19 protein-coding genes are annotated in these 21,421 nt (G+C 60.3%); 10 read left to right on the top strand and 9 right to left on the bottom strand.

Annotated elements, in window-relative coordinates:
- Nucleotides 1-264 precede the first annotated feature (264 nt).
- On the top strand, nt 265-1,197 hold the full coding sequence (locus HX899_RS11150; protein ID WP_163882283.1) for a ribose-phosphate pyrophosphokinase: 933 nt from the start codon (nt 265-267) through the stop codon (nt 1,195-1,197).
- A gap of 220 nt (nt 1,198-1,417) precedes the next feature.
- On the opposite strand, the gene HX899_RS11145 is transcribed toward HX899_RS11150, so the two are convergent.
- Nucleotides 1,418-2,971, bottom strand: a complete 1,554-nt coding sequence (locus HX899_RS11145; protein WP_181292456.1) for a hypothetical protein — start codon at nt 2,969-2,971, stop codon at nt 1,418-1,420.
- A gap of 102 nt (nt 2,972-3,073) precedes the next feature.
- Nucleotides 3,074-5,158 (bottom strand): bifunctional diguanylate cyclase/phosphodiesterase, encoded by a 2,085-nt coding sequence (locus HX899_RS11140; RefSeq protein WP_181292455.1) that lies wholly within the window; start codon nt 5,156-5,158, stop codon nt 3,074-3,076.
- Between the two features lie 296 nt (nt 5,159-5,454).
- Here HX899_RS11140 and HX899_RS11135 point away from each other — a divergent pair, with 296 nt between their 5' ends.
- The 5 genes from HX899_RS11135 to HX899_RS11115 all read left to right on the top strand — a co-directional run bounded on the left by HX899_RS11135 (nt 5,455) and on the right by HX899_RS11115 (nt 10,720).
- A complete protein-coding gene (locus HX899_RS11135) occupies nt 5,455-6,063 on the top strand; it encodes a 50S ribosomal protein L25/general stress protein Ctc (RefSeq protein WP_003561325.1) in 609 nt (202 codons plus the stop codon).
- A 184-nt stretch (nt 6,064-6,247) separates the two neighbouring features.
- On the top strand, nt 6,248-8,599 hold the full coding sequence (locus HX899_RS11130) for an EAL domain-containing protein (RefSeq protein ID WP_138330397.1): 2,352 nt from the start codon (nt 6,248-6,250) through the stop codon (nt 8,597-8,599).
- A gap of 25 nt (nt 8,600-8,624) precedes the next feature.
- Nucleotides 8,625-9,338 (top strand): ABC transporter substrate-binding protein, encoded by a 714-nt coding sequence (locus HX899_RS11125; RefSeq protein ID WP_138330396.1) that lies wholly within the window; start codon nt 8,625-8,627, stop codon nt 9,336-9,338.
- Nucleotides 9,339-9,530: 192 nt separating this feature from the next.
- Nucleotides 9,531-10,262: an aminoacyl-tRNA hydrolase gene (gene pth, locus HX899_RS11120; protein WP_181292454.1), complete on the top strand. Its 732-nt coding sequence runs from the start codon at nt 9,531-9,533 to the stop codon at nt 10,260-10,262.
- Nucleotides 10,263-10,267: 5 nt separating this feature from the next.
- The gene (locus HX899_RS11115; RefSeq protein WP_407073871.1) at nt 10,268-10,720 is read left to right on the top strand and encodes an N-acetyltransferase family protein; all 453 of its coding nucleotides are present in this window, start codon (nt 10,268-10,270) and stop codon (nt 10,718-10,720) included.
- 31 nt (nt 10,721-10,751) lie between these two features.
- Here the strand turns inward: HX899_RS11115 and clpS are convergent, their stop codons facing one another.
- Nucleotides 10,752-11,063 carry an ATP-dependent Clp protease adapter ClpS gene (gene clpS / locus HX899_RS11110; RefSeq protein WP_003541733.1) on the bottom strand — a complete coding sequence of 104 codons (312 nt, stop codon included), beginning with the start codon at nt 11,061-11,063 and terminating at the stop codon, nt 10,752-10,754.
- Nucleotides 11,064-11,404: 341 nt separating this feature from the next.
- Between clpS and ychF the strand changes: the two genes are divergently transcribed.
- Nucleotides 11,405-12,508, top strand: a complete 1,104-nt coding sequence (ychF, locus tag HX899_RS11105) for a redox-regulated ATPase YchF (protein ID WP_181292452.1) — start codon at nt 11,405-11,407, stop codon at nt 12,506-12,508.
- Between the two features lie 99 nt (nt 12,509-12,607).
- Here the strand turns inward: ychF and HX899_RS11100 are convergent, their stop codons facing one another.
- Nucleotides 12,608-13,726 carry a hypothetical protein gene (locus tag HX899_RS11100; RefSeq protein ID WP_181292451.1) on the bottom strand — a complete coding sequence of 373 codons (1,119 nt, stop codon included), beginning with the start codon at nt 13,724-13,726 and terminating at the stop codon, nt 12,608-12,610.
- A gap of 81 nt (nt 13,727-13,807) precedes the next feature.
- Here HX899_RS11100 and HX899_RS11095 point away from each other — a divergent pair, with 81 nt between their 5' ends.
- Entirely contained in the window at nt 13,808-14,299 is a 492-nt protein-coding gene (locus HX899_RS11095; protein WP_181292450.1) for a MaoC family dehydratase, read from the top strand.
- Complete coding sequence (locus HX899_RS11090) at nt 14,296-14,763, top strand: MaoC family dehydratase (RefSeq protein WP_181292449.1); 468 nt, start codon at nt 14,296-14,298, stop codon at nt 14,761-14,763. The genes HX899_RS11095 and HX899_RS11090 overlap by 4 nt, the downstream gene beginning before the upstream one ends.
- Nucleotides 14,764-14,787: 24 nt before the next feature.
- Here the strand turns inward: HX899_RS11090 and HX899_RS11085 are convergent, their stop codons facing one another.
- From HX899_RS11085 to petA, 4 genes are all read right to left on the bottom strand, one after another.
- Nucleotides 14,788-15,330: an adenine phosphoribosyltransferase gene (locus tag HX899_RS11085; protein WP_003561340.1), complete on the bottom strand. Its 543-nt coding sequence runs from the start codon at nt 15,328-15,330 to the stop codon at nt 14,788-14,790.
- A gap of 115 nt (nt 15,331-15,445) precedes the next feature.
- Nucleotides 15,446-16,330: a cytochrome c1 gene (locus tag HX899_RS11080; protein ID WP_181292448.1), complete on the bottom strand. Its 885-nt coding sequence runs from the start codon at nt 16,328-16,330 to the stop codon at nt 15,446-15,448.
- Between the two features lie 25 nt (nt 16,331-16,355).
- Nucleotides 16,356-17,624: a cytochrome b N-terminal domain-containing protein gene (locus HX899_RS11075; protein ID WP_138330389.1), complete on the bottom strand. Its 1,269-nt coding sequence runs from the start codon at nt 17,622-17,624 to the stop codon at nt 16,356-16,358.
- A 14-nt stretch (nt 17,625-17,638) separates the two neighbouring features.
- Nucleotides 17,639-18,217: a ubiquinol-cytochrome c reductase iron-sulfur subunit gene (gene petA, locus HX899_RS11070; RefSeq protein WP_003541752.1), complete on the bottom strand. Its 579-nt coding sequence runs from the start codon at nt 18,215-18,217 to the stop codon at nt 17,639-17,641.
- Between the two features lie 283 nt (nt 18,218-18,500).
- On the opposite strand from petA, the gene HX899_RS11065 reads away from it, so the two are divergent.
- Complete coding sequence (locus HX899_RS11065) at nt 18,501-19,433, top strand: endonuclease/exonuclease/phosphatase family protein (protein ID WP_181292447.1); 933 nt, start codon at nt 18,501-18,503, stop codon at nt 19,431-19,433.
- On the opposite strand, the gene HX899_RS11060 is transcribed toward HX899_RS11065, so the two are convergent.
- On the bottom strand, nt 19,389-21,302 hold the full coding sequence (locus HX899_RS11060; protein ID WP_181292446.1) for an ABC transporter ATP-binding protein: 1,914 nt from the start codon (nt 21,300-21,302) through the stop codon (nt 19,389-19,391). The two genes, HX899_RS11065 and HX899_RS11060, sit on opposite strands and share 45 nt — an antisense overlap.
- Between the last annotated feature and the right edge of the window lie 119 nt (nt 21,303-21,421).

The raw sequence follows: 21,421 nt of genomic DNA, 5'->3' as shown, positions 1-21,421 counted from the left end.
GACAGCGGCGGCGCCCGCCTGCACCGCATCCAGGGCCAGGAAAGCGTGCCGACGGCCGCGGCCGATCCATGGGCGGGCGTTCCAGCCTCGGTGATGCAGCAGATCGCCTCGAAAACCATCGCGGAATTCTCTTCCTGGCGGCAGGCTCAGGGCGGTTAGTCACAAACTTTTTGCAAATATGGAAGCCTGTGGCGCCTTTGCCCTTGCATTCACGGGGAAGCTGACTAAAAAGCGCGGCTATCAGCGCGTAACAGGCGGACCAAAATGAAGGTTTTCGCGGGCAATTCGAACCGGCAACTCGCCGAAGCGATCTGCAACTATCTCAACGTTCCCTTGGGGAAAGCCAGTGTTCGAAGGTTTGCCGATCAGGAAATCTTCGTGGAAATCCAGGAAAATGTGCGCGGCGAAGACGTTTTCCTTGTACAGCCCACCGCTTTTCCGGCAAACGACCACCTGATGGAACTGCTGATCATGATCGACGCCATGCGTCGTTCCTCAGCCCGCCGCATCACCGCCGTCCTTCCCTATTTCGGCTATGCCCGCCAGGACCGCCGTGCCTCCGGCCGCACACCGATCTCCGCCAAGCTGGTCGCAAACCTGATTACCGAAGCCGGCGCCGACCGTGTCATGACGCTCGATCTCCATGCCGGGCAGATCCAAGGCTTCTTCGATATTCCGACCGACAATCTCTTCGCCATGCCCGTGCTGACGCGCGACATCAAGAGCCATTATGACCTCAGTAACGTCGTGGTCGTCTCGCCTGACGTCGGTGGTGTGGTGCGTGCCCGCGCGCTTGCCAAGCGGCTGGACTGTCTTCTGGCCATCGTCGACAAGCGTCGCGAGCGGCCGGGTGAATCCGAAGTCATGAACATCATCGGCGACATCAGCGGCAAGGACTGCCTGCTGATCGACGACATCGTCGATTCCGGCGGCACGCTCTGCAACGCGGCCGACGCGATGCTGGCCAAGGGCGCATCCAGCGTCACCGCCTATATCACCCACGGCGTTCTCTCGGGCGGCGCAGTCACCCGCGTCACTTCCTCGAAGCTGCGCGAACTCGTCATCACGGATTCGATCCAGCCGACCACCGCGGTTCTCTCGGCGCACAATATCCGCATCGTGACCACGGCCCCTCTGATCGGCGAAGCCATCAGCCGAACGGCTCAGGAAGAGTCCGTCTCCAGCCTCTTCGATTAAAAAGAGCCGGCATTCGACCGGCTCTTTCAATTTCTGCATCAGAGACCAAGCTATTACCGGGCATGCGCTCCGAGCCGCATGAATTGCTGGCCCGTTGATTGTCGCCGAGCCGCGTTCGGCGACAACGAAAGCCCAGAATAAACCGCCGTTACGATCGTTGGGCACAAAAAAGCCGGCACAAGGCCGGCTTCTTTTCATTTCTGATCCCAATTGATAACGCTCAAGGCTGCTGCGGCGGCGCAGGTACCGCGTCCTGCCCCTGATCCGGTTCCTGCTCCTGGTCTGACTCCAGCCCCTGATCTTGATCCTGGTCCGGACCATCCGGCCCCTTGACCACCTGCCCGTTGACGGCGATCGCGCCGTCGCGGCTGATGCTGATGTCCCAGCGCGAACGGCCATCTACATCGGTCTTGGCGAAGCCCTTCACCATCATGATGCCGAAGGAAACCTGGTTGAGATCGGGATCCGTCTTGGCAAGCTCCTGAACCGCGGCAATCGTCTTGTCGAGATCACGGGCAAGGATCGTCGCTTCCATCGAATAGTCCTTTTCGGTGTCGACCCGCCCCTCGATCTTGCCGGTCATATCGAGGTCGTAGACATCGGATTTGGCGCTGATCTTCGGAAACTCGACGGCGAGCCGGCCGTCGCGGAAGAGCTTCTTCGCCATCTCCTCGCCGCTCGTCTCAGGCGCCTCGGCGCTGCTGAAATCCACCGCCATGAATGCGTCGCCGAAGGTTGCGAAATCCATATTCGGAATGGCCAGCTGCAGATCGAAGCTGGTCGGCACGAAAGGCGAATAGCTTGCCGGCATCAGCGGGCTGTCGAGGCTGATGTCCTGCGCATTGATGCCGAAGCCGAAACGCATGGCGTCGCTCGGCCCGTCGACAGCCACATTGTAATCGAACGCCTTGACGCCGCCATTGCCCATCTGGCTGCTGATGGTCAGATTGTTGACCCCGATCGTTTCGCTGAACGAGGTAAGAATCGGGAAGGCTTGCTTGAGCATTCCCTTTATCTTGTCGCTGTTTTCGGGGCTCAGTTCCTTCTCTTCAAGATGGTCGAGAACGAAAAGGACGATCTCGCGGATTTGTTTGGCCGGCAGGCCATTCACCTTGGCATCGAAATCAATCGAATCGGCACGGATTTCAACGGGCGGCATTTGCAGGCCGGAAACCTGCTCGACGAAAGTGGACATCGAGCCGCTGCCCGCAAAATCGATACGCCCGTTGACGCCTGCGCTGTCCGTCGAACTCAGCTTTTGGTCGATCGCGGCGATGCTGGCATGGACTTCCTCGGTGTCGGACTTGCTGGTGACCTTGATGTCCTTGCCGGTGAAGGTGCCGGAGCGCAGATAGCTGATCGCCGGATCGAAGACGCCGGTGTAGACAAGCGAAGCGATGGAGTAGGAAAAATCCGTCGGCTTCTGGTCGGGGCCTTTGAAATGGCCGGAAACGTTGAGGTTGTTGTCACCCTCGATGTTCCAGAGCCCGCTGTCGAGCGGCGTGGCGAACATCGAGAACGGCGTCAGCCCGTTGATCGCGAATGTCGCCGGATCGGCTTTGGCGAGCAGCTTCGCGAGATCGTAAATGATCTCGTATCGCGCCCCCGCCGGATTGACTGTGATCAGGCCGCTCTTCGCCAGATCCTCGGGAAGCAGCTTCGTCAGCGTGTCCTTGACCGCATTGGCGCCATCCTGATTGATCTCGACACCCTGGGCCGTGGTGACAAGGCAAAGTGCCAGCAAGCTCGTTGCCGTGACAAGTTTGAGACGCATAGTCCGATTTCTCCTCAGCCGCTTTTTTGAATGCGGGCCATCCAAAGATGCGAAGCGCGCCGATGTCAACCTCAGCTGCGGCAGAGAATGGCAATTTGCCACTCACGCGGCCGCGGATTTCTTCACGGCCGGCGCAAGAACCGTTTCCTGCTGTACGGCCGGCACCTCGCCGTTGACGATCGCCTCGATGCCCGAGCGCGGTCCCGGCTTACCGAAGAGGAAGCCCTGCACCTGCAGGCAGCCTTCCCGTCGCAGGAAGTCGATATGGTCTTCGTTTTCGACGCCTTCAGCAAGCACCGGTATGTCGAGGCTTGCCGCAAGAATGAGCGTCGAACGCGCGATTGCCGCAGACTGCTTGTTGGTGACGACGCCGTCGACGAAGGCGCGGTCGATCTTGATCTTGTCGAACGGGAAGCTCTGCAGTGTCGACAGTGACGAATAACCCGTGCCGTAATCGTCCATCGCCACCTTCACGCCAAGCGCTTTCAGCCGGCGGATTGCCTGCAGCGCATGTTGATGATCGGCGATGATGCCGGATTCGGTGATCTCGATCTCGAGTCGCGCCGCCGGCAGGCCGGTCTCGAGAAGGATCTGATGCACGATCTGCGGTAGGCGGTTGTCGCCGAGCTGCTGCGGCGCGACGTTGACGGCGATGCGCAGCGGGTTCTTCCAGGTCGCCGCTTCCGCGCAAGCGGCCCGCAGCACCCATTCACCAAGCTCAATAATAAAGCCGGTCTTTTCCGCGATCGGAATGAATTCGACGGGTGAGATGTAGCCGCGCACGGGATGTCTCCAGCGCAGGAGCACTTCCAGGCCAACGATGTCGCGCGTCAGCGTGTCATTCTGCTGCTGGTAGAACAGCTCGAATTCGCCGCGCGCCAATCCCTCCCGCATCTCGCTCGCCAGCGCGTTGCGTTCGCGCGCTGCCTGGTCCATCGAGGGCTCGTAGAAGCATATGCTGTTGGTCGCTGTCGATTTTGCCCGATACATGGCGATATCGGCCTGCGACAGCAGGTCGTCCAAAGTGTCCGCCTGTCCGGGATAGGTGGAGATACCGATACTGGAGCCGACGGTCAGCGCATGGCCGTTCCATTCGATCGGCCGGGCGATCTCGTCGAGCATGCGTTGTGCTAGTCCCTTGGCGTCTGAACGGACGAAATAATCGCACATGACGGCCACGAACTCGTCGCCGCCGACCCGCGCCACGAACTGGCCGTTCTGCATGATCCTGGACAGCCGCTCGGCGACGGCGCGCAGCACGGCATCGCCGGCGGCGTGGCCATGAACGTCGTTGATTTCCTTGAAACGGTCGAGGTCGAAGGAAAGCACGGCGATATTGGCCGTCATGTCTTTCGGCTTGTTGACCAGAGCCGACAGATGCTCGTTGAAGGCGGCGCGATTGGCAAGACTGGTCAGCGGGTCATGCAGCGACAGATGGCGGTAACGCTCGACGGCTGCCTGCGTCGACTGCATGTCGATGATATAGGTGGAGGCACCCAGCGCCAGGATGATGATCATGACGGCGCTGACAAGACCGGTCATGATGCCGTCCGAGATGATCTCGGTGGGTGCCGCAACAGTGGCATCCGGCAGGATCGTCAGTCCCGCCATGCCGGTGAAATGCGTGAGCACGATCGCAAGGATCAGCGAAAGGGCAGCCCCGTGGCGGCAGAAACGCGTGATCGGCCGACCGATGCGATTGGTGGCGACCGCGCCGAACAAGCCGGCGAAGACCAGCGAGGCGACGACATAGGAGGCCTGCCATTCGAGACGACCCTCGATCTCGTAACCGGCGATCCCGACATAGTGCATGACCGCGATGCCGAGGCCGACGATCACGCCGCCTGCCTCGATAAGCGCGCTCTTCTGCGCGATTGACGCGATGGCAAAGCCGATCATCGTCGTCGCGACAGCGGCAAACAGCGACAGCAGCGTCAACGTCGGCTCATAGCCGTTCGCCACCGGCGTCTGGTAACCGAGCATGACGATGAAATGCGTCGTCCAGATGGTCGAGCCGCCAACGAAACCGGAGAGAAACAGCCAGTTGGTTTTCTGCAGCCCCTGCGATCGGCGCACCCGGGTGAAGAGGCGCATCGACAGCATCGATCCGAGCACACAGATAACGGTGGCGAAGATCAGATGCGGAAGGCTGTGTTCGACGGTGATACAGGAAAGGACGCTTAACATGAGAGGCAACCGGCAAATTGAGACGGCCCTGCTTATATTGGCGGGTAAACGCAGGATTTATTAATCGCCGCCGATTTCGTTTTCGATGGTTAAACCTTGGCGAAAGCGTGTATATGGGCGAAAAACAACCCAAATCCGCAACTTGCGTTTCCGATCGACTTATAATATAGGCCACCGGTCCGTGTAGACACCCTTGGAGGCAACGCGGATGAGGTCGGGTCATACCGCCTCCGGTTCGTCGGAACAAGGCTTTTGCCCGCCGCCGAACTCTCCAAATAACCTCGAAAGGAATAGCCATGAGCCAGGAAACTTACGAGCTCAAGGCCGAGGCGCGCGAACGGGTTGGTAAGGGGTCCGCCCGTGAACTTCGCCGCAACGGTTTGATTCCCGCTGTCATCTATGGTGACAAGCAGGCCCCCATTGCCATCGCTCTCAACACCAATGAGGTGACGAAGCGCATTCACGCCGGTGGTTTCATGACCACCGTGGCGACGATCGACGTCGACGGCAAGAAGCACAAGGTTCTGCCGAAGGACTACCAGCTCGATCCGGTCCGTGACTTCACGATGCATGTCGATTTCCTGCGCGTCTCCGGCAACACCCAGGTGACCGTTGAAATCCCCGTTCACTTCATCAACGAAGAGAAGTCCCCGGGCCTCAAGGTCGGCGGCGTTCTGAACATCGTTCGCCATGAAGTCGAAGTTCATTGCCCGGCCGATGCGATCCCTGAGTTCTTCAACATCGACCTAAGCGGCAAGAAGATCGGTGACAGCATCCATATCGCGGAAGTCACCCTGCCGAAGGGTGTCACTCCTGTGATCGACCGCGACTTCACGATCGCGACCATCATTGCCCCGGCTGGCGGCATTGACGAGACTGCTGCGGAAGGTGGAGCCGAAGCCTGATCGCTTCGACCAATTTGTAAAGCATATGGCCCGCTTTCCCCTGGAAAGCGGGCTTTTCATTGCCCGGAAACGCCCCGTTTCAGCAACATTTAACAAATTCGTGAAAGCATGCTCCGTCAGTTGCGAAGAAGCCCGCCTCAACGCACGACAGCAAATATGGCCGGCCTGGGGAGTAGACGGAACCATGAACAATTCCGTTGAGAACAGATTTTTTGCGATAGTTTGCGGAGCGCTGCTTGTTTTTGTCGCTCCCCTCTTTGTTCTCTTCCTTTTTCTTTCCTCCGAGCGGGCCGACAAGGAAATACGCGACCATATCTCCGTTCTTCTTGTCGCCAATGCCCAGGCGCTGGCCAAGCCCCTGTGGGACCTCGATGAGGACAGCGTCACCCAGATCAGCGCGACGGTCGTTTCCCAGGGCGCCATCGTCAGGGTCGAAGTGCGTGACCAGTCAGGCCAGCTCGACGTCAGCCAGTCCACCATTCCGCGCTCCTTCGACGGCAAGCTCGTGCAGGTGTCGCGCGCCATCATCTACAACACCGTCGACGGTCCGAAGAACCTCGGCAGCATCAGCGTCTATTATCCTGCGCTCGGCCTGTTTTCCGGCCTGAAGCAGGAAGAGGTCGTCTTCATCTCGATCTTCATCTTCGCGGTGCTGACCGTTTTCGGCACGGCGCTGATTGGCAATCGCTTCTTCGTCATCCAGCCGCTGATGCGGCTGACGGCGGCAATCGAGGCCACCCGCCAGTTGGGCTCCCGCCATCATGTCGACTGGCAGTCGAACGACGAGATGGGACGGCTTGCCCATAGCTTCAACGAGATGCAGACCAAGCTCGAAAGCGAGGAAAAGGAGCTGAAGCTCGCCCACCGCCGCGCCACCGACATCTACAATCTGACGCCCGCCATGCTCTTCTCGCTCGACGAGGAAGACCGCATCACCGCCGTCAGCGATTATTGGCTGCTTGCCACAGGTTATAACCGTGCCGCCGTCATCGGCCGCAACTTCGCCAATCTCGTCACCCCCGCGACCCGCGACAAATTCGTCAAGCGCCGCCAGGCCGAAAGCGGCATGACCGTCACCGTCAAGTTCGTTTGCCTGGACGGCCGCACCATGGACGTCCTCATCATGGAATCGGAGGCGGGAGCTGGCGCTCAAGACCGCCTCTCGCTATCGGTCATGACCGATGTGACCGAACTCAAGGCCTCCGAGGACCGCAACCACCGCCAGGCAATCACCGATCACTTGACCGGGCTTCTCAATCGCCAGGGCTTCGAAGCCGTCCTCGACAACAAGATTGCCGCCGCCGATGCCGCCGGCCAGGAACTCGCCTGTCTCTTCGTCGATCTCGACCGTTTCAAGTGGATCAACGACAATATGGGCCATGCCGCCGGTGACATGGCACTGGTCGAGCTCGTCGAGCGCCTGAAGACCCATCTTGCCCCCTCCGACGAGGCGGCCCGTCTCGGTGGCGACGAATTTGCCATCCTGCTGCCGGCCAAGGACGCCGAAACCCGCGCCAAGGTGATGTGCGAGCAGATCGCCTCGATCTTCGAAACGCCATTCACCCCCGACATGCATCTGAGCGCTTCCGTCGGCATCGCCATCTATCCGCATCATGCCGAAACCGCGGCCGAACTGCTGCAAAAATCCGACATGGCGATGTATGCCAAGAAACGCGACGGCAAGAACGGCGCGCAGCTCTTCGACAATGCCATGCTCGACCGTGCCCGCAGCCGCGCCGAAATCGAGGCCAATATCGAAGCCGGCCTCGTCGACAACTGGTTCGAAGCCTTCCTGCAGCCGATCGTCACCCTGAACGGCCGCGGCATTGCCGGCTTCGAGGCGCTGATGCGCCTCAACCATCCGCAGAAGGGCTTGATGCCGCCGGCCGAGATCATCAGCGTCGCCGAGGAAACGGCAAAGATCGTCCGCGTCGGCAACGTCATCATGGAAAAGGCGATCGCCAACCTCGCGAAGATTTCCCGCATATCAGGCATGCAGGATACCTATCTCGCCATCAACTTCTCGCCGCTGCAGTTCGAACCGGCGCTGCCGGCCCGTCTTGCCGCCATCGTCGGCCGCCACGGCATCCGGCCCGAGCGCATCGTCGTCGAGATCACCGAAGCCGTGCTGATGCACGACAACCCGCAAATCCGCTTGATCGTCACGGAGCTTCGCCGTTTCGGCTGCCGCATCGCGCTTGACGATTTCGGCACGGGCTATTCGTCGCTGAGCTACCTCAACCGCTTCCCCGTCGACATCATCAAGATCGACCAGTCCTTCACCCGCGCGATCAACGACGGCGACGACGACGTGCGTCAGAAGAGCCGCATGCTGATCGAAGGCATCACCACGCTTTCCCACAAGATGAATTGCACCGTCATTGCCGAGGGTATCGAGACCGAAGAGGAATGCCGCACGCTCCATCAGATGGGGCTTGACTATGGCCAGGGCTATCTCTTCCATCGTCCGCAGCACGCAGCCACGCTGATCGAGGAACTGGCGGCCTCGCAATCGGCCGTCGCACGCGCCTCGTGAACGAAGAACCAAGGAGATGATGCAGATGAAAAAGCTCCTGCTTCTCGCATGCCTGGCGCTGCCCTGCACCGCCCATGCGCAAACGGTGACGTTCACGACCGAGGACTATGCCCCCTTCAACTATCGCGAAGGCAAGGAGATCAAGGGCGCGACCGTCGAGCAGGTCGAAAAGGTGATGGCCGCGATCGGCGTCGACTACACGATCGAGATCATGCCCTGGGCGCGCGCCTTCGGCCTTGCCCGCACGGCGCCGATGACTTGTGTCTTTGCGACCGCCCACAACGGCGCACGCGACCCCTTGTTCAAATGGGTCGAGCCGCTGCTCATCGACCGCAACATCCTGATCACCCGCAAGGGCTCGGGCGTCACCGCCGGCAATCTGGACGAGGCGAAGAAGTATACGGTCGGCACGCAGCGCGAGGACTATACCGAGACGATCCTGAAGGAGAAGGGTTTCACCAAGCTCGATGTCGCCAGCGACTTCAATGCGACGCTACGCAAGCTGCTTGGCGGGCGCATCGACATGATGCCGATCTCCGAACTCTATTTCGAAAAGCTGAAGGCCGACCAGCCGGTGGAATTGGTGACCGTGCTCTCCGCCCAGCCAATGGGCATCGCTTGCGAGAAGAACTTTCCGGACGATCTGCTCGCCAGGATGCAGGCTGCTCTCGACAAGCTGATCGCCGATGGCGACCAGAAGCAGATCTTCCTGAAATACGGCATGAACCTGTCGGAATGACTCCGAAGACAACTGCCCTTTCCGCTTGACTTTGCTTTCATTTCGCGGTGGTGAACGGCGGGAAGTTCCAAAGCGCGTCGCGATCTTTCAGATTCGCTTGTCGTGCTTTAGGTCTTTGTTTTTACGCATGTCGTTTGTCGCAAAACCGCTGCACACTTTTGCGCGACATGCTTTAGCGAGGAAAAACAGGCCATGCTGATCATCGCGGGTCTCGGCAATCCCGGCGGCAAATACGTCGGCAACCGCCACAATATCGGCTTCATGGCCGTCGACGCCATCCATCGGCGCCACAGCTTTTCGCCCTGGTCGAAGAAGTTCAGGGCCGAGATCGCCGAGGGCGAGGTCGGCGGCGAGAAAGTGCTGCTGATCAAGCCGCAGACCTTCATGAACCTTTCCGGCGAGTCCGTCGGCGAAGCGATGCGTTTCTACAAGCTCCAGCCGGCCGATCTCGTGGCCATCTACGACGAGCTCGACCTTCCTGAGGGCAAGGCGCGACTGAAGACCGGCGGCGGCCACAACGGCCACAACGGCATCAAGTCGCTCGATGCGCATTGCGGCAGGGAATACCGGCGGCTGCGCCTCGGTATCGGCCATCCCGGCATCAAGGAAATGGTGCAGAACCATGTGCTCGGCGATTTCGCCAAGGCCGACAAGGCCTGGCTGGAGCCGCTTCTCGACACGCTCGCCGACAATGCCGACATGCTGGTGCGAAACGAAGATTCGCAGCTGATGAACAAGATCGCGCTGGCGCTCGGCGGAAAGGCCGAGGAGGAGAAACCGGCGAAGGAAAAGAAGGACGCCGAGAAGAAGCCGGCCGGCCAGTCACATATCCATCAGGCCCGCAACCACAATCAGCCGAAGTTGCCGGCCACCGGCCCGATGGCCGACATGCTGAAAAAGATGTTCGGCAAAAAGGGCGATTGAGACCGATGCCGGATCAAGACGTCATCATCCGCCCGGCTGCCCGCGGCGATCTTGCCGGTCTCATGACGCTTTACCGTCACCTGAACCCCACCGATCCGGTTCTTGACGAGGCCATTGCCGAAGAACGCTTTTCCGCCATCCTGGCCCAGCCCGGCATGACCGTCTTCATCGGTTTTGCGGGTGAGGTCGCCGTCGCCACCGTCACAAGCGTCGTCGTGCCGAACCTGACACGGAACGGCGCGCCCTATGCGCTCATCGAAAACGTCGTCACCCATGCCGATCATCGCAAGCGCGGCTATGCCCGCGCCGTCATCGGCCACGCGGTCGCCGAGGCTTGGAACGACGGATGCTACAAGGTGATGCTGCTTACCAGCTCCAAGAATCCGGCAACGTTGCGCTTCTATGAGAATTGCGGTTTCTTGCAGGACAAGACCGGCTATCAGATCCGCCGGCCCTGAATCCATATTCGGGGCGGCCCTCGGAAAACGCCTATTCCTCCGGTTCGGTGGTGAACATCAGCGGAAAGCCCATGCCCTTGGCAAGGTCGATGCCTTCCTTGGCCTTGGTCTCGGCGATGTCCCTGACGCAGACCACGACCACGCAGGAACCCAGCTTGTGCGCCGTCATCATCACCCGGTAGCCGGTCTCCTCGCTCATGCGGAAGACGGCCTTCAGGATCATGATCACCAATTCGCGCGGCGTATAATCGTCATTGACGAGAATGACCTTGTAGAGCTTCGGCTTGTCCAGCTTGAGCTTCACCTTGGCCTTCGGTTTCAGGGCAATGTCATTGTCACTCATCGGAAAAATCCACCCGTTGATGACATGGGGTCAGGAATCTTCAAAACCATCTAATCATTGTCGATGACGAATTTTTGACGGTTAACCGGTGCGGCTCCCGACCTCAAACGGGCAGGAGCTGGTCGCCGGCATCGTCACCGAAAGGTCAACTTCGTCTATGCGAACAGTGACCGGCATTCTGGTGAAATCAGCAATACGTCCAAATCTCCGTCGCTTTCAAGAATAGGCCAGCACCGATCCGTCGGCAAGTGAGCGACGCTAAAAGCTCTCTAAGACTTGACCATATTGCTCCTTTATCCCATAGGCACCAGCAAGGAATTCAAGAACAGCAGGTTTTAGCCATGGGCTTCAAATGCGGTATCGTCGGGCTGCCGAATGTCGGCAAATCGACCCTCTTCAACGCGCTCACCAAGACGGCCGCCGCACAGGCGGCGAATTATCCCTTCTGCACCATCGAGCCGAACACCGGCGAAGTCGCCGTTCCCGATCCGCGCATGCGCAAGCTGGCCGACATCGCCAAGTCGAAGGAACTGATCCCGACCCGCATCTCCTTCGTCGATATCGCCGGCCTGGTGCGCGGCGCCTCGAAGGGTGAAGGCCTCGGCAACCAGTTCCTCGCCAATATCCGCGAGGTCGATGCCATCGTCCATGTGCTGCGCTGCTTCGAAGACAGCGACATCACTCATGTCGAGGGCCGCATCAACCCCGTCGCCGACGCCGAGACGATCGAGACCGAGCTGATGCTTGCCGACCTCGAGAGCCTCGAGCGCCGCACCGAGCAGACCCGCAAGCGCGCCACCAGCAAGGACAAGGATTCGGTGGCGATGCTGCCGATCATGGAAGCCTCGCTGAAGCTGCTCAACGAAGGCAAGCCGGTTCGCACGCTGCTGTCGACGCTCGATGCGGAGGAAATCGTCATCCTCAAGAGCCTCAATCTTCTGACCTCGCATCCGGTGCTCTACGTCTGCAACGTCGCCGAAGGCGATGCCTCGACCGGCAATGAATTCACCGAGGCCGTTGCGGTGATGGCGAAGGAACAGGGTGCTGAAACCGTCGTCATCTCGGCGGCGATCGAAGCGGAGGTTGCCCAGCTTCCCGAAGAGGAAGCTAAGGAATTCCTCTCCGCCCTCGACCTTGACGAGGCGGGCCTCGACCGGCTGATTCGCGCCGGCTACAAGCTGCTCCACCTCATCACCTATTTTACCGTCGGCCCGAAGGAAACGCGCGCCTGGACGATCGAGCGCGGCACCAAGGCGCCACAGGCCGCCGGCGTCATCCATTCGGATTTCGAGCGCGGCTTCATCCGCGCCAACACCATCGCCTATGACGACTACATCAAATACAACGGCGAAGTCGGCGCCAAGGATGCGGGCAAGGCGCGCGACGAAGGTAAGGAATACGTCGTCCAGGACGGCGACGTCATCCATTTCCGCTTCAACACCTAAAGCAATTCCAGGAAAAGCTGAACCGCTCTAACCGGAAACCGCTGCTATCCCGGCCAATGCTACGTCGCCCAACTGCTCAGCAGATCGGGCGACGTAGCTTTATGGGGTCGCCGCCAAGACGGCAGGCGGCAGTCTTTGCGAAATGGCGGCCGGCAGCGCCCGCAGCACGATGCGGCGCAGCGGCATCCAGCCTGTTCCGATGATGAGCACGATCGCTCCGACGACGATCAGGGTCGTGAAGATATAGGTATCAACCGTCGCACTCCCTTGCCGGAAAATGCCGTAGATCGCAAAACCGAGCGACAGCAGGCCTGACGTGACGAAGGCGCGCCGGTCGATGACAAGGCCGATCAGCATCAACACCGCCACGCTGATAACAATGATGGGCGTCTTGATCGACACGGTCTGGGCAACATCGAGCAAATTGCCGTCGAATGAAATCAGCAGCCTTACGCTGAAGAGCAGAGCCGGCGCCGCGCCGAGGTGAAGCCAGAAGGCGATATCGGAGCGTGTCGTCCGGCGCAACCGGTCGCCGAGGTCGAAATAGAGCGCCGTTGCAAACAGCCCGAGCGCGCAAACGAGGAAGACCACCGCGAGCAGGAGGGGATGGTTGGAGAAGAATTGCGGATCGCCACTCGCCCATTGCATGAGGCGCAACAGCAGGGTGAGCACCAGCGCAAGGGCCGACATGATGCAGAGCGCCAGCGCCAGCGGCACGCGGTACCGGGCATAATAGAGGCCGAGAATGATCGGGAAGCCGGCGACGAACTGCGTCGCCTCCGCCCCGATATCATTGAAGGCTGATGTTACCGGCTTGAAGAAGAAGGACATCAGCAGGAATGTCCAGCAGAGCAGCGCAATCGTCAGGCCGACGGCCGGCAAAGCGAGCCGCTGGCGGCGCACCAGGATTTCCGAAAGCACGATGATTGCAGGCAGCACGGCATAAAGTGCGGCAAGCCCCCAGAGGCCGCCAAGCGCCACCACGACGCCAATGGTGATCAGCACGTCGTGGAAGCCGCGCACGAAACGCGGCGTCTCGGTATCCGACCAGACCTGCCCCTCCGCCGCCATTGCCGGCAGTGCCTCAGCGACGCCAACACCGCGCCCGGCGACGACGACCCCGCGCTCCGTCAGGAACGGCAAAAGCCGCCCGCCCGCCTCCGGCGAAATCAGCTCCTGGCGCACGGCCTCGTCGAGTATCGACCTTAGTTCAGTCATGCCGGTTTATCTCCCCGGAATCATTGAGCCCGCGCGGATGCTATTGTAAGCATTGTGCGCTGCATATGGCGGGAGGAGCGAATGTCGGCAGAAAAGCTTTCCTTCGAGGATTTCCAGCCCGGCCGCCGCTTCGCGCTTGGCCCGAAGCTGGTGACCACCGAGGAAATCATTGAGTTCGCAAGCGAATTCGACCCGCAACCGATGCATCTCGATGAGGCTGCCGGCCGCGCCAGCATTCTCGGCGGCCTTGCCGCCTCCGGCTGGCATACCTCTTCGATGTTCATGCGCATGATGGCCGACAGTTATGTGCTGCACTCGCTCTGCGAAGGTGCGCCGGGCGTCGATCTGATGGAATGGCGAAAGCCGGTGCTTGCCGGCGACACGCTGTCCGGCAACTCGACCGTGCTTGAAGCCCGGCCGATGCGATCGCGCCCCGGCATGGGCATTGTCAAGTTTCGCCACGAGGTGGAAAACCAGCGCGGCGAACTCGTCTGCGTCTCGGAGAACTCGGTCATGTTCGGCATGCGCGCCCGCCCCGCCGATATCGGCATAAACCCGGAGACATCAGCATGAGGATGTCCGAGCTTTACGCGGTTGGCGAGAAGGCCGAGATCGGCAGCTACATTTTTACCGAGGAAAACATCATCCGTTTCGCGATGCGCTACGATCCGCAGCGTTTCCACGTCGACAAAGAAGCTGCCAAGGACACCCTCTTCGGCGACCTCTGCGCCTCGGGCTGGCACACCACCGCCGCCTGGATGCGAACCTTCCTCGCCTTTTGGGAAAGACAGAGCGCCGCACTTGCGAAAAATGGCCAGACGTCGCCGAACCTCGGCCCATCACCCGGTTTCCAGAAACTGCAATGGTTACGGCCGGTCTTCGTCGGCGACGTCGTGACCTATTCCGTCGCCTTCCTCTCCAGCCGGGCGCTCGCGTCGCGGCCGGGATGGCACCTCAACACCATCCTCTGCGAGGGCGTCAATCAAAACGGCGATGCCGTTATCCGCTTCGAAAGCGGCGTGCTCGAATTCGACTGACGCTGCAGGCAGCAGGACGAGGGCTTAATGGCCGGAGAATTCGACCAGCGTGTGCACGACGACGCCGAGTTCTTCCAGCTTCTTGCGGCCGCCAAGATCCGGTAGATCAATGACGAAACAGGCGCCGACCACTTCCGCGCCGATCTGGCGCAGCAGCTTCGTGGCACCGACCGCCGTGCCGCCGGTGGCGATCAGGTCGTCGACGAGGATCACCTTCTCGCCGGGCTGGACAGCATCGCGATGCATCTCCATCTCGTCGACGCCATATTCCAGGCTGTAGGCGATGCGCACGGTCTCGTGCGGCAGCTTGCCTTTCTTGCGGATCGGTACGAAGCCTGAGGAAAGCTGGTGCGCCACCGCGCCGCCGAGGATGAAGCCGCGCGCCTCCATGCCGGCGATCTTGTCGATCTTCGTGCCCGCATAGGGCTGCACGAGTTCGTCGACCGCCCGGCGGAAAGCCCGAGGGTTGCCGAGCAGCGTCGTGATGTCGCGGAAGATGATACCGGGCTTGGGATAGTCGGGAATGGAGCGGATGCTGGCTGCTAGCTCCGAAGTCGTATTGTTCATGGAAAGTCCATATTCTGCGAGGGCATGAAACTGGGCCGCACCCTATCAATTGCCAGGGGCGGAACCAACAAAAAAGGCGGCCAGAGGCCGCCTTTTGAATGTCGATCGGGAACGCTCAGTGTTCCTTGTTGGCGTAGATCGAGCGCTTCGTCAGGTAGATCAGCACCGTGAAGATCGCCAGGAAGATCATGACCATGAAGCCGGTGCGCTTGCGCTCCTCTAGATGCGGCTCGGCGGCCCACATCAGGAAGGCGGAAACATCCCTTGAATACTGGTCGACCGTCGCCGGCGCGCCGTCGTCATAGGTCACCTGCCCGTCGGAGAGCGGCTTCGGCATGGCAAGCACGGCGGCAGCGTTGAAATAAGGGTTATAATGTCCACCCTCCGGCACGTGGAAACCGGCCGGCGGCTCTTCATAGCCGGTCAGCAGCGCGTGGATGTAATCCGGGCCACCTTCCTGATACTGCTTGAAAATGTCGAAAACGAACTGCGGAAAGCCGCGCTCGACTGAGCGGGCCTTGGCGATCAGCGAAAAATCGGGCGGAGCCGCGCCATTGTTGGAAGCAGCCGCGGCTTCAGCATTGGGGAAAGGCGACGGGAAGTAATCGGAAGGAACCGCCTTGCGGGTAAACATCTCGCCGCTGGCGTCGGGACCGTCTTGGACCTCGTAATTCGCGGCGAAGGCCTTCACCTGCGCCTCGGAATAGCCGAGTTCGTCGAGCGTGCGGAAAGGCACGAGCTTCATCGAATGACAGGCTGCACAGACTTCCGTGTAGACCTTGAGGCCGCGCTGGAGCTGGCCCTTGTCGTAATGGCCGAACGGACCGGCGAAAGACCATTCCTCCTCCTTCGGATGCTTCAGCGGATAATGCGGGGTCTCACCTTCCGCGTGATGGGCCGGAGCCGCACCGTTGGCGGGCGTCGCCTCCTGGGCCAGCACCGCACTGCCGAGACCGGCGGCGAATGCGAACGAGAGAATGCTTGTAACAAGCGTTTTCATATTTCTATTCCCTTCCGTCGCTCGCTTATGCCTTGACCGCTGCGGTCTTGTTGCGCTTTTCGAGCACCGCTTCGGTGATCGAATTCGGGATGCGGCGCGGTGTTTCCACCAAGCCGAGAACCGGCATCGCGACCAGAAAGAAAGCGAAGTAGAGGAGTGTGCAGATCTGCGAGATCGTGGTGAACAGGCCTTCCGCCGGCTGCGAGCCGAGCCAGCCGAGGATGATCGCGTTGATCACGAACAGCCAATAGAACAGCTTGTACCAGGGGCGGTAGACGGCGGAACGGACCTTTGAGGTATCGAGCCAGGGCAGGAAGAAGAGCACGATGATCGCGCCGAACATCACGAGCACGCCGCCGAGCTTGGAATCGATCGGGCCGACGTTGAAGGTGATCGAACGCAGCATCGCGTAGAACGGCAGGAAGTACCATTCCGGAACGATGTGGGCTGGCGTCTTCAACGGGTCGGCCGGGATGTAGTTGTCGGCATGGCCGAGGAAGTTCGGCATGTAGAAGACGAAATAGGCATAGACCAACAGGAACACCGATACGCCGAGCGCATCCTTCATTGTCGCATAGGGCGTGAAGCGCACCGTGTCCGTCTTCGTCTTGACCTCGACGCCCGTCGGGTTCGTCTGGCCGACGACGTGCAGCGCCCAGATGTGCAGGACGACGACGCCGGCGATCATGAAGGGCAGCAGGTAATGCAGTGAGAAAAAGCGGTTCAGCGTCGGCTGTTCGACGGCAAAGCCGCCGAGTAGGAACTGCTGCAACCATTCGCCAATCAGGGGAAAGGCCGAGAAGAAGCCGGTGATGACGGTCGCACCCCAGAAGGACATCTGGCCCCAGGGCAGAACGTAACCCATGAAGCCAGTCGCCATCATCAGGAGATAAATGACCACACCGAGAATCCAGAGAATTTCTCGCGGCGCCTTGTAGGAGCCGTAGTAGAGGCCGCGGGCGATGTGCAGGTAGACGGCAACGAAGAAGAAGGATGCGCCGTTGGCATGCATATAGCGCAGCAGCCAGCCCTGGTTGACGTCGCGCATGATCTTTTCAACGGAGTTGAAGGCGACCGACGATTCAGCGGCGTAATGCATGGCGAGCGTGACGCCCGTCAGGATCTGCACCACCAGCATGACGGCGAGCATGGCGCCGAAGGTATAGGCATAGTTCAGGTTACGCGGAACCGGGTAGGCGATGAAGCTGTCATAGACCATGCGCGGCAGTGGAAGGCGCGCATCGACCCATTTCTCGAGGCCGGTTGATGGCTCGTAGCTGGAATGGCCACTCATATATCAGTCTCCCCTCAACCGATCTTGATTTTGGTATCGGACACAAATGAAAAGGTCGGGATCGCCAGGTTCTCGGGCGCAGGACCCTTCCGGATGCGGCCGGCCGTATCGTAAACCGAGCCATGGCAGGGACAGAACCAACCATTGTATTCGCCGGCCTGGCCGAGCGGCACACAGCCGAGATGCGTGCAGGTGCCGATCATGACGATCCAGTTTTCCTTGCCCTTGCCGCCCGAACGGTCAACACCCGTTGCCTGAGCGTCGACAGGAAGGTTTGCATTGCGCGCGATCGGATCCTTCAGATCAGCAAGCTGGACGGCGTTTGCCGCTTCCACTTCCTCAGGCGTGCGATTGCGGATGAAGATCGGCTTGCCGCGCCACTTGACTGTCAGCGACATGCCGGGCTCGAGGCTGGCAACGTCGACTTCGATGGAGGCGAGAGCAAGCGTCGAAGCGTCAGGACGCATCTGATCGATGAACGGCCAAGCGACCGCGACGGCGCCGACGGCGCCCGCCATACCAGTGGTGAGATAAAGGAAATCACGGCGAGTGGGTTCGCCCGTGCCCTCGCTTGTCGTTTCGTGTTCGCTCACGGCTAACATCCTCTGCGCAATTTTCGCGGAATTCCGCCCTACCCCTCTACCGGCGAATCTCTCTAGACACAATTCGGCCATAGATTCCCCAGCAATCCGGCGCGTTCTATGCTTGATCGCAAATTATGTCCAGCCTTGGCAAGGGGATGAGGGCACAATGTCGCGGGAAATTTCGGATGAATTTTTTAAGGCAAACACGCGCTTGCCATTATGTTGCATTGCAACAAAAATGCCCTCGTGATAGGCGCAGTCCGAGCCATGCCAGTGAGCCGGACCGGAGCGGATGAGAGCCACGATTTTTTGCGTATTCAGCGTTCTTACGACGCTCGTTCTCGCCATTATCTCCTTGCGATACATCACCGATTTCTATTTACTGTCCTTCTTTTACAGCTTCCAGGTTCATCTGGCGGCAGCCGGCGCGGTGGCCTCGGTCGCTGCCCTTCTCGTCAAGCGGCACTGGTATGGCCTGCTGACCCTAGCAGTATCGGTGGTTCTTGCAGTCCATGGCATCGTGATGATGCGCGAATTCGCCGAACCATCAGTCGAGGAGAGCCGCACGGCCCTGTTCAGGCTAATGTCCTTCAATATCGAGAACGATAATTTCGCAAACGGCCCTGACATCGCCGACATGGTCATCGCCTCAGGCGCCGATGTCGTCAACATCCTGGAGGCCGAGCCGCTGCTGTCGGAACTGCCGCGGTTGTTGAAGACCTATCCCTATTATATCGGCTGCGGTGTCGGCATGGAACAATGCGATACGCTGGTGCTGTCGAAGCGTCCGCTGATCGAACCCCGCATCCGCAATCTCGGCCTGCTCTGGCGCAACCGGCTGACGATCTCGACAATCGATTTCGATGGCCAGAAGGTCAATTTCCTCGCCGCGCACCTGACAAAACCTTATTACGACGAGTTCCACGGCCTCGAAATCTGGGATCTAGCAGAGATCATCCCTTCCCTTTCGGGACCGCTCGTCCTTGCCGGTGATTTCAATACGTCGATTTTGGCGCCCGACGTGCAGTATCTCATGCGCACTCAAGGCTTGGGCACGGCATCGCTGGAGCCCGCGACATGGCCGATCCGCGCCGGCGCCTTCGGTATTCCTATCGATCATATCTTTACCCGGGCGCCGCTGCGGCTGAAATCGGTCCGCCGCATCGAGAACGGCTTCGGATCAAATCATTTTGGCCTCATGGCGGAATTCGTCGTCGACCCTTGAGCCCGCATCCTCGTCCGTAGCAAGGAAGCCGCCGGACTGGCGCGCCCAAAGTTCGGCATAGAGCCCGCCGTGGCGAAGCAGTGCGTCATGGCTGCCTTCCTCGATGATCCGTCCGAGATCGACGACGATCAGCCGGTCGAGCGCGGCGATCGTCGACAGCCGATGGGCGATCGCAAGCACCGTCTTGCCTTCCATGATCCGATGGAGATTGGACTGGATGGCTTCTTCCACTTCCGAATCGAGCGCTGATGTCGCCTCGTCGAGAACGAGGATCGGCGCGTCCTTCAGCATGACGCGGGCAATGGCGATACGCTGCCGCTGCCCGCCGGACAGTTTGACGCCGCGTTCGCCGACATGCGCATCGAAACCTCTGCGGCCCTGCTGATCCTGCAGGCGTTCGATGAAGTCGATGGCTTCGGCGCGCCTGGCCGCCTCGACCAGCCCCTCCTCACCGGCATCGGGCCGTCCGAACAGGATGTTGTCACGCACCGAACGATGCAGCAGCGAGGTGTCCTGGCTGACGACGCCGATCTGCATCCTGAGAGATTCCTGCGTCACGGCTGCAATATCCTGGCCGTCGATCAGAATTCGGCCGTCCTGAATATCGTAGAGGCGCAGCAGCAGGTTCATCAGCGTCGATTTCCCCGCGCCCGAACGGCCGACGATCCCGACCTTTTCGCCCGGGCGGATGGTCAGCGAGAAATTCTCGACGACCGGCTGATGGCCCTTGCCGTAGCGGAAGGAAACATTGTCGAAGCGGACACCGGGCTGCCGGATTATCAGGGTCTTCGCATCAGCCCGATCGACGAGCCCCAGAGGCTGGGAGATCAGCTCGGCAGCGTTCTGGATGGTGCCGAGGTTGCGCATGATGCCGTTGAATTGCGTCATCAACCGTCCGAGCAGGAAATTCAGCCTGAGCACCAGCGCCAGCGAAAACGCCACCGCACCCGAGCTGATGAGGCCGCGCAGCCAGAGATCGACGCTCAGTCCCGCCATCGTCACGATCATCAGGCCGGAGAGCAGCGCCATCGAGGCCCTGACGCCGGTGATGAACCGCGTGAAGCGCAGCACCGTATCCTGATAGATATCGAAGCCTTGCCGCATGTAGCGGTCGGTCTCCTCGTCGCGTGCAAACAGCTTCAGCGTCTGCATGTTGCTGTAGGAATCGACCATCCTGCCGTTCAGCATCGATCCGGCTTCCGCCGTTTCGCGGGAATGATGGCGGATCCGCGGGACAAAGTGGCGCGCCAGCAGGCTGAAGGCGCCAAGCCAGAACAGCACGACGGCGGCAAGGGAAAAGTCCAGCCGGGCGACGAGCACGAGCGTCGTTACGGCATAGATGCCGACGAACCAGACGCTTTCCATCAGCGAGGTGACGAGATCGCCGGTGGCCTGCCCCGCCGACCAGACCTTGGTGACGATGCGTCCGGAGAAATCGCTCTGGAAGAACGACAAGGATTGCCTGGAGACGTGGAGATAGGATTGCCAACGTGCGAGATTGTAAAAGCCCGGCGTGATCACCTGCTGATCGACGAGCGCGATCAGGAAGGCGATGACGAAGCGCACCAGCCCGATGAGGGCGAGCATGCCGAACAATTCGCCGCCATGGGCTGCGAGAAGGCCGCTCCAGCCGGCACCCGGCGTGATGCTGCCGAGGATATCGACGAGCCGCCCGACAAACCAGAAGAGCGCAGCCTCGATCGCCGCCGACGCGCCGCCGAGAACGAGCATGGCGATGAACGGCATCCTCGCCTGGCCGATATAGAACCAGATGAATCCGAGCGTCGAGCGCGGCGGCTGGAGATTGGCGCGTGGGCGGAACGGATCGATCCAGGTTTCGAACCGGCGGAGGATGGGGCTTAGGAACATAGAAGCGATATAGGCGGAATAACCGGACCGGCAAAGGGAATGAAAAGCGACCGAAACCTTATATTTTGGTAATTAATGGTAACATCGGCGGCATACCCATTGAATGCCCCCGAACCGGT

It is taken from the genome of Rhizobium sp. WYCCWR 11146 (genome assembly GCF_013591995.1).
Taxonomy (GTDB): Bacteria; Pseudomonadota; Alphaproteobacteria; order Rhizobiales; family Rhizobiaceae; genus Rhizobium; species Rhizobium indicum.
This window is presented reverse-complemented; position numbering and strand designations above follow the sequence as displayed.